Below are 6,899 nucleotides of genomic sequence, written 5' to 3'. Positions count from 1 at the left end.
TCTTACTTTGTGGTAGCGGCCTCACGGTGAGAGGCCGTTGCGAACATCACGCCCCCCTTCAGTTTTACTGCTTTTGGCAAATTCAGTCGCCTGTACTTTTAGTTTTGTTTACATAGTGGGGGGAAGTTTAGCCTAGCAAGAATAGGCAGCCACACACGATTTAAATCACCGCATCCCATAAAACACGGTATGGTGGCTGATACATTGTTTTGATGGTCGTTATTATCGATATTATAAAATTAAACCCCAAACCCCAAACCCCAAACCCCAAACCCCAAACCCCAAACCCCATCTCATACTTTATTAACCACTTTTTATCTCAGCGCATATCTCCCCCTGATTAGCTATAACCATAAATATGGTTGTTATTCTCCCTCTACAGCACAGCTATACCGAGTTTGGCACACTACATGAACCGTTATTGATAGGATGATTGATGCGTTAATTAAAGGGGGGAATTAAAGCTTCAGTGATAATGCCCTGCTTTAAACAAAATTATTTGGTCATTGAATAGATTGAGTAAATATAAAGTAGTGAGTAACAGCTCACAGGTTTGTGTGTTCAGGTATTGAGGGTATCAAATTTGTTATTAATTATTATCTATCCCAATGGATTAGGGGGGATTAGTAAAAACTTATCACTTACTGCTTCTTTTTATGGGTATTGATAAAGCGAATAGGTTTGGCAAATATAAAGTAGTAAGTAACAGCTCACAGGTTTATGTGTTTCGGTATTAATCAGGATATCAAGTTAGTTGCTAAACTATTTATTTCAATGAGTTAATGAATTATTAGTAAGGGATTTATAACTCACTAATCTCTTTGCTGGGTATTGATAAGGTGAATAGGTTTGGCAAATATAAAGTAGTGAGTAACAGCTCACAGGTTTATGTGTTTCGGTATTAATCAGGATATCAGGTTAGTTACTAAGCTATTTATTTCGATGAGTTAATGAATTATTAGCAAGGGGTTTATAACTCACTAATCTCTTTGCTGAGCATTGATAGGGCGAATAGGTTGAGTGGATATAAAGTAGTAAGTAACAGCTCACAGGTTTGTGTGGTCCGGTATTGAGAGTATCAACCTTATTACTAAGCTTTAATTATACTAATGAGCGAGGCGCTTGAGTAACGTTCTGCTTTTATTCTTTTGAATGTATCTAAGATCTGTAATACATATCTTATAATTTAGATTATTTTTGTGTTATTGAGGATGTTAAAGTAACCCGTTGTTACTTAAGCTGTTTCTATGGTTATTGAGGATGTTAAAGTAACCCATTGTTACTTAAGCTGTTTCTGTGGTTATTGATGTATTAAAGTAACTTCTTGTTACTTAGGCTGTTTCTATGGTTATTGAGGATATTAAAGCACTCCCTTGTTACTTAGGCTGTTTCTGTGGTTATTGATGTATTAAAGTAACTTCTTGTTACTTAGGCTGTTTCTGTGGTTATTGAGGATGTTAAAGTAACTTCTTGTTACTTAGGCTGTTTCTGTGGTTATTGATGTATTAAAGTAACTTCTTGTTACTTAGGCTGTTTCTATGGTTATTGAGGATATTAAAGCAAACCTATTGTTACTTAGGCTGTTTCTATGGTTATTGAAGATATTAAAGTAACCCTCCTGTTACTTAGACGGCTCTGTAGGTACTGAGAATATTAAAAAATGCCTTATCGCTACTCACTTAGACTATTCCCAGCGGTATGCAATATCCACTCAGCCTGACGCTAGCGCCAATCAATCCCAATTACGTACGGATAGATGATGAGGGAAATATTATATCTGTATTCATTTTTATTACTCTATGCCCTTTAAAAGATAGAGCTAAGATTAAAATCAGTAAGCCAATTAAATAAACGTTATCAGCCCCAGTTCTTTATTATAGAATTTATTAATGCTAATAAAAAATAAACTGAGGGGGATTGATAGCAGATAAATTTATTACTCATTAGAAATAAAATTTATATATAATTAAATATAAATTACTTAAATTGCAGTAACGGATATTTATTAATAATTAATTTAAACCAAGGCGTAAATTGGTCAGGGGTATTTTTGATTTCTGTTTGTAAGTCTGAAGGTAATACCCAGCGAATGGCAGAAACTTCATCACGATTAGGGGTTACGGCGCCATCATAATAACCAATAAAGAGGTGGTCATATTCATGTTCAATTAAGCCGCCATTGACTTCTGCATGATAAACAAAGTGGCCAACTAATGAAATTTCGGTAGTAAAACCAAGCTCTTCCATTAATCGACGTTTAGCTGCCGCTAATGTATCTTCGTTAGGGCGAGGATGGCTACAGCAGCTATTTGCCCATTGACCCGCAGAGTGGTATTTATGAGCAGCACGCTGTTGAATAAGTAATTCTCCCTTGGTATTAAAAATAAAAACCGAGAATGCGCGGTGTAATCTTCCCTGTTGATGGGCTAATAGTTTAGGCATAGTGCCTATAGGGTTATCTTGTCTATCAACAAGAATGATCTTTTCTTCCATTTGATTTAATCTTCCGTATTAATTATTTCATTAGTTTATCATATTATAGTTCAATTCGTGTTACTTGTAGATTTGAGCTTTTTCATTGATAAACGCTATTTATAACGACCCTAATCACATATTAGCTATGTGACTAGGGGGATTTTTTAGACTCAATTGGTTTGCTTAGCAATTATGGGGAACGTAGGTACGTTGTTATGCACATTAAATAGCGACTATTTTTGTTGTAGCACCCATACAGCGGCCTCGACACGAGATTTTAGATTCAATTTTTTCAAGAGGTGCTTCACATGAACTTTGACTGTACTTTCTGCGATATCGAGTTTGCGAGCAATCATTTTATTTGATAGCCCTTGTGCAATAAGCTCTAAGATATTGGTTTCTCTAGGCGTTAAAGATAGAAGATTATTTTCGGTTTGTGGTCGATTGTCTCTCAGTGATTCTGCCAACACGGAAGTCAACGCTGGGCTAACCACCATTTTGCCACTGGCGGCTTCTTTAAGAGCGACAATCAGCTCTTCTGGCTCCATATCTTTCAATAGATAACCATCCGCTCCGCGTTTGAGGGCGCTAACAAGGTCTTCACCGTAATTAGAAACGGTGAAAAGAATGATCCTGCCAGATAATTCCCGTTTTCTAAGCTCATCTAGGGTTTCAAAACCATTCATACCTGGCATATTGAGATCAAGAAGGATAAGGTCTGGATCTTGTTCTTCAGCAATTTTTATACCTGTAGCGCCATCACCGGCTTCGCCTATCACGAGTAATGATGGCTCAAGACTGATTAATTGTTTGACGCCATTTCTTAGCATCGGATGATCATCAATCAATAAAATCGTGGATTTTTCGCTCATTATATTTGTGTTTCCCATGAATTGCTTTGCTCCAAAATGATTAAGTAACAGGTAAAGAAAAGGTGACTTGCACTTTTGTTCCACCTTGCGCTCTCGGAATGATTTCACACTCACCATTAAGGCTAAGCGCTCGCTCTCTCATAATAATTAAACCATAGTGGTTTTGTTTGCTTGGTGTAGGGGCAATACCTTCGCCATTATCTTCGATTGTAATTGTGACAACACCGGAATCTTGTTGAAGAGTAACTTGTGCCCAATTGGCGTGAGCATGCTTCAGAATATTGCTCAGCGCTTCTCGGATTATCTGTATGATATGAATCGATTGATGGGGTGAAATGCTTTTCGCTGGAATATGGTAATTCAATAAAATCTTAAATCCCATCTTCTGACTAAATTCGTTAATTGTGCTTTCCAATGACGGAAGTAGTCCAGGCTCCATTAACTTTAATCGAAACGTGGTGAGTAACTCTCTAAGCTGACTATAGGCAGTGTTAATTTCACCTCGCATTTCACTGAGCAATTGTTGGTGTTTATCTGGCAAAGATTCTGGTTGCATTTGTAAATAGCTAATTTGCATTTTTAGACAAGACAGCGATTGGGCGATCGAATCGTGTAGCTCTCTTGCGATAGCAGAGCGTTCATCCATAATGAGTAATTGTTGCTGTTGCTCTATTTGATGTTCCATCGCTAGCATGCCTGAAATTTGTTTTACTAGCATAAGAACCAAGTTATTTTGTTCCTCAGAAATATCTTCATTGTTCTCAATTTCCGCAGAAATGACACCATAACGGTGCATATTATCGGATAGCTCCCATAATAATGTTTTGGGATGATGAACAATATCTTTGGGAATAAATGACGGATCTTCGGATAGCGGATCATTTGAAGTACAACAAATTTCATGAAAGTATTTTTCATTGCTATCTTCGTAGAGCTTTAAACTCAAGTTTTTTAAACTTGTGATATTTTTGAGTTCGCCAAGGACTTTTTGTAATCGTAAATCGAGCGGCTCAGTTGAATGTAGTATCTGATTTGATTGATAAAGATAAGAAAGTACACGGTTCTTGTTGCGAAGATCGGCCGTTTTTTCCGCTACTCTCGATTCGAGCTGATGATAACTTTGTGCTAACTCATCAGACATTTGATTCAAGGTTAGCCCTAAAGTATTTAACTCATCTTGTTTGTTATTATTAGGGTATCGTTGGCTAAAATCTTTTTGCCCAATCGCATGAGCCATAGAGAGGAGTTTCATCCATGGATAATAAATTTTACGTCTAAGGTGCCAAATCGTGACCATTAATAACAAAAAGACTAAGCCAATAAAGATCATTTGTGTCATGGCGACATATGCGATTTTTCGTTCTGTTTTTTCGTCAATATCATGAACGAGTTCATCCAACATATTGACAAAAGAGATCACTTCATACCGCGCATCGCTGGCAGAATTGGCTTCAGAGAGTGCAGGGCGTAAGGTTTTTAACCAAAATGTGTGTAATTCGGAGAATTTTTCAGTGAGATCTTCAGCTTTAACAACTTGAGTTAATTCTAGGCTGGATAAATCATTTTCTAGTATATCAAGGTACTCTTTGGTATGGTCATTTAAAGGAATTAAAGAAAGCAGCCGGTAGCTTTGCATTCGAAGTGAACCGGATTTATTAATCGCATGAGCGTTACCTTGCACACTGATTATCATACGATTTGAAATCGTCATTCCGATAATACCAAGGATGGCTATAAGCAACATCAATCCGATAACTTGATTAATAATTGAAAATCGACGGTGAAATACCGGCATATTCATTTCCTTCAAAATGACCTCGCAATCTACTTTTTCTTTTTTATGATGGTTATATTGTTCAGAGATTGCTTAAATTTAAATATACTACTTCAGGGTTAACCCTAAATTTCTTATCTATAGGATAGCGTAAATATCAGGATAAAAGTAATTTAAATAAATCTATTTTTATTTTGAATATTTATAGGGTTAGCTAAATATACCCCTTGTACCCCTCTAGTAGGTTGTTTATATAGTGTGCAAAACCTAACTTGAATATCTCTTGATTTAGATCAGGCTAGTTGTTCCTAAATGAACACAAACTGACCTCATAAATGCTATTTATTGGGGTGAGTTATGTCTCAACGAGAAAGTTTAAATACACGGACAAAACAATCTGGAGCGATTATTCAGGATTGGCGCCCTGAAGATACTCAGTTTTGGCAAACAACAGGGCAGCGCATTGCAAATCGCAATTTGTGGATCTCTGTACCATGTTTGTTACTCGCATTCTGTGTCTGGATGTTATTTAGTGCAGTTGCCGTTAATTTAAATAAAGTAGGATTTAATTTCACAACTGACCAACTATTTTTATTAACAGCGCTACCCTCAGTTTCGGGTGCACTTTTACGAGTACCGTATTCATTTGTTATTCCTATTTTTGGTGGCCGTCGTTGGACTGCAATTAGTACTGTTTTTCTTGTTATTCCCTGTATTTGGTTAGGGTTTGCTGTTCAAAATCCAACAACACCTTATAGTGTTTTTGTCATTATTTCGTTGCTATGTGGTTTCGCTGGGGCCAATTTTGCGTCCAGTATGGCAAATATCAGTTTCTTCTTCCCTAAATCACGTCAAGGAGGAGCGCTTGGGCTAAATGGTGGCCTTGGTAATTTAGGGGTGAGCGTAATGCAGTTAGTTGCGCCATTTATTGTTGGTGTTGGCGTATTCTCTTTTATGGGGGGAGCTGGCACACCACAGGCTGATGGCTCTGTGTTATGGCTAGAAAATGCTGCATGGATTTGGGTACCTTTCTTATTATTTTTCACCGTGATGGCTTGGTTTGGCATGAATGATTTGGCAGCTAACAGAGCATCGTTAACAGCACAACTTCCTGTACTCAAAAGAGCCCATCTTTGGATCTTAAGTTTTCTTTATCTTGCGACCTTTGGGTCTTTCATTGGCTTTTCTGCAGGGTTTGCGATGCTGTCTAAGACGCAATTTCCTGACGTCATCATCTTAAAGTTCGCCTTTTTTGGGCCATTACTCGGCGCACTTGCCCGCCCTGCCGGAGGCATGCTGTCTGATCGCTTTGGCGGCGTAAAAGTGACGATGATTAACTTTATTGTGATGGCTATTTTCTCTGGATTGCTGTTCTTCACACTACCAACTCAAGGTCAAGGCGGTTCCTTCATCGCGTTTTACGCGGTATTTATGGTGCTGTTTTTAACGGCGGGATTAGGTAGTGGCTCAACATTCCAAATGATCGCAGTTGTTTTTCGCAAGCTAACTATTGATCGCGCCTTGTCTCTTGGGGCTTCAGAACAAGATGCACAAAAACAAGCGGTGACAGAGAGCGCGGCAGCATTAGGTTTTATTTCCGCTATTGGGGCAATCGGTGGGTTTTTTATTCCAAAAGCATTTGGAACCTCTTTAACACTGACAGGTTCACCCGCTGGTGCGATGAAAGTTTTCTTCGTGTTCTATGTCTCTTGTGTGTTTATCACATGGTTAGTTTATGGGCGTAAGCACAAATAATAACAACCAATAAATACGATTTA

4 protein-coding genes are annotated in these 6,899 nt (G+C 37.9%); 1 reads left to right on the top strand and 3 read right to left on the bottom strand.

All coding sequences use genetic code 11. The features are described from left to right. Positions 1 to 1,977: 1,977 nt before the first annotated feature. The 3 genes from idi to narX form a co-directional block, all read right to left on the bottom strand. A complete protein-coding gene (gene idi, locus PR833_RS06875; protein WP_004923075.1) occupies positions 1,978 to 2,493 on the bottom strand; it encodes an isopentenyl-diphosphate Delta-isomerase in 516 nt (171 codons plus the stop codon). 215 nt (positions 2,494 to 2,708) lie between these two features. Continuing rightward, the gene (gene narL, locus PR833_RS06870; RefSeq protein WP_014656853.1) at positions 2,709 to 3,347 is read right to left on the bottom strand and encodes a two-component system response regulator NarL; all 639 of its coding nucleotides are present in this window, start codon (positions 3,345 to 3,347) and stop codon (positions 2,709 to 2,711) included. 40 nt (positions 3,348 to 3,387) lie between these two features. Then, the gene (gene narX / locus PR833_RS06865; RefSeq protein ID WP_014656852.1) at positions 3,388 to 5,142 is read right to left on the bottom strand and encodes a nitrate/nitrite two-component system sensor histidine kinase NarX; all 1,755 of its coding nucleotides are present in this window, start codon (positions 5,140 to 5,142) and stop codon (positions 3,388 to 3,390) included. A gap of 336 nt (positions 5,143 to 5,478) precedes the next feature. On the opposite strand from narX, the gene PR833_RS06860 reads away from it, so the two are divergent. Further along, positions 5,479 to 6,876, top strand: coding sequence for a NarK family nitrate/nitrite MFS transporter (locus PR833_RS06860; RefSeq protein WP_040132752.1), 1,398 nt, complete (start codon positions 5,479 to 5,481; stop codon positions 6,874 to 6,876). Positions 6,877 to 6,899: the final 23 nt, after the last annotated feature.

This window comes from Providencia sp. PROV189 (genome assembly GCF_028480065.1).
In the GTDB taxonomy this organism is placed as follows: domain Bacteria; phylum Pseudomonadota; class Gammaproteobacteria; order Enterobacterales; family Enterobacteriaceae; genus Providencia; species Providencia stuartii.
The sequence above is the reverse complement of the archived record's forward strand: the minus strand, read 5'-3'. Positions and strand labels throughout refer to the sequence as shown.

Bases quoted from the DNA above. Each gene is read 5' to 3' on its own strand.
- idi (WP_004923075.1), bottom strand. From the start codon at position 2,493: ATGGAAGAAAAGATCATTCTTGTTGATAGACAAGATAACCCTATAGGC.
- narL (WP_014656853.1), bottom strand. From the start codon at position 3,347: ATGAGCGAAAAATCCACGATTTTATTGATTGATGATCATCCGATGCTA.
- narX (WP_014656852.1), bottom strand. From the start codon at position 5,142: ATGCCGGTATTTCACCGTCGATTTTCAATTATTAATCAAGTTATCGGA.
- PR833_RS06860 (WP_040132752.1), top strand. From the start codon at position 5,479: ATGTCTCAACGAGAAAGTTTAAATACACGGACAAAACAATCTGGAGCG.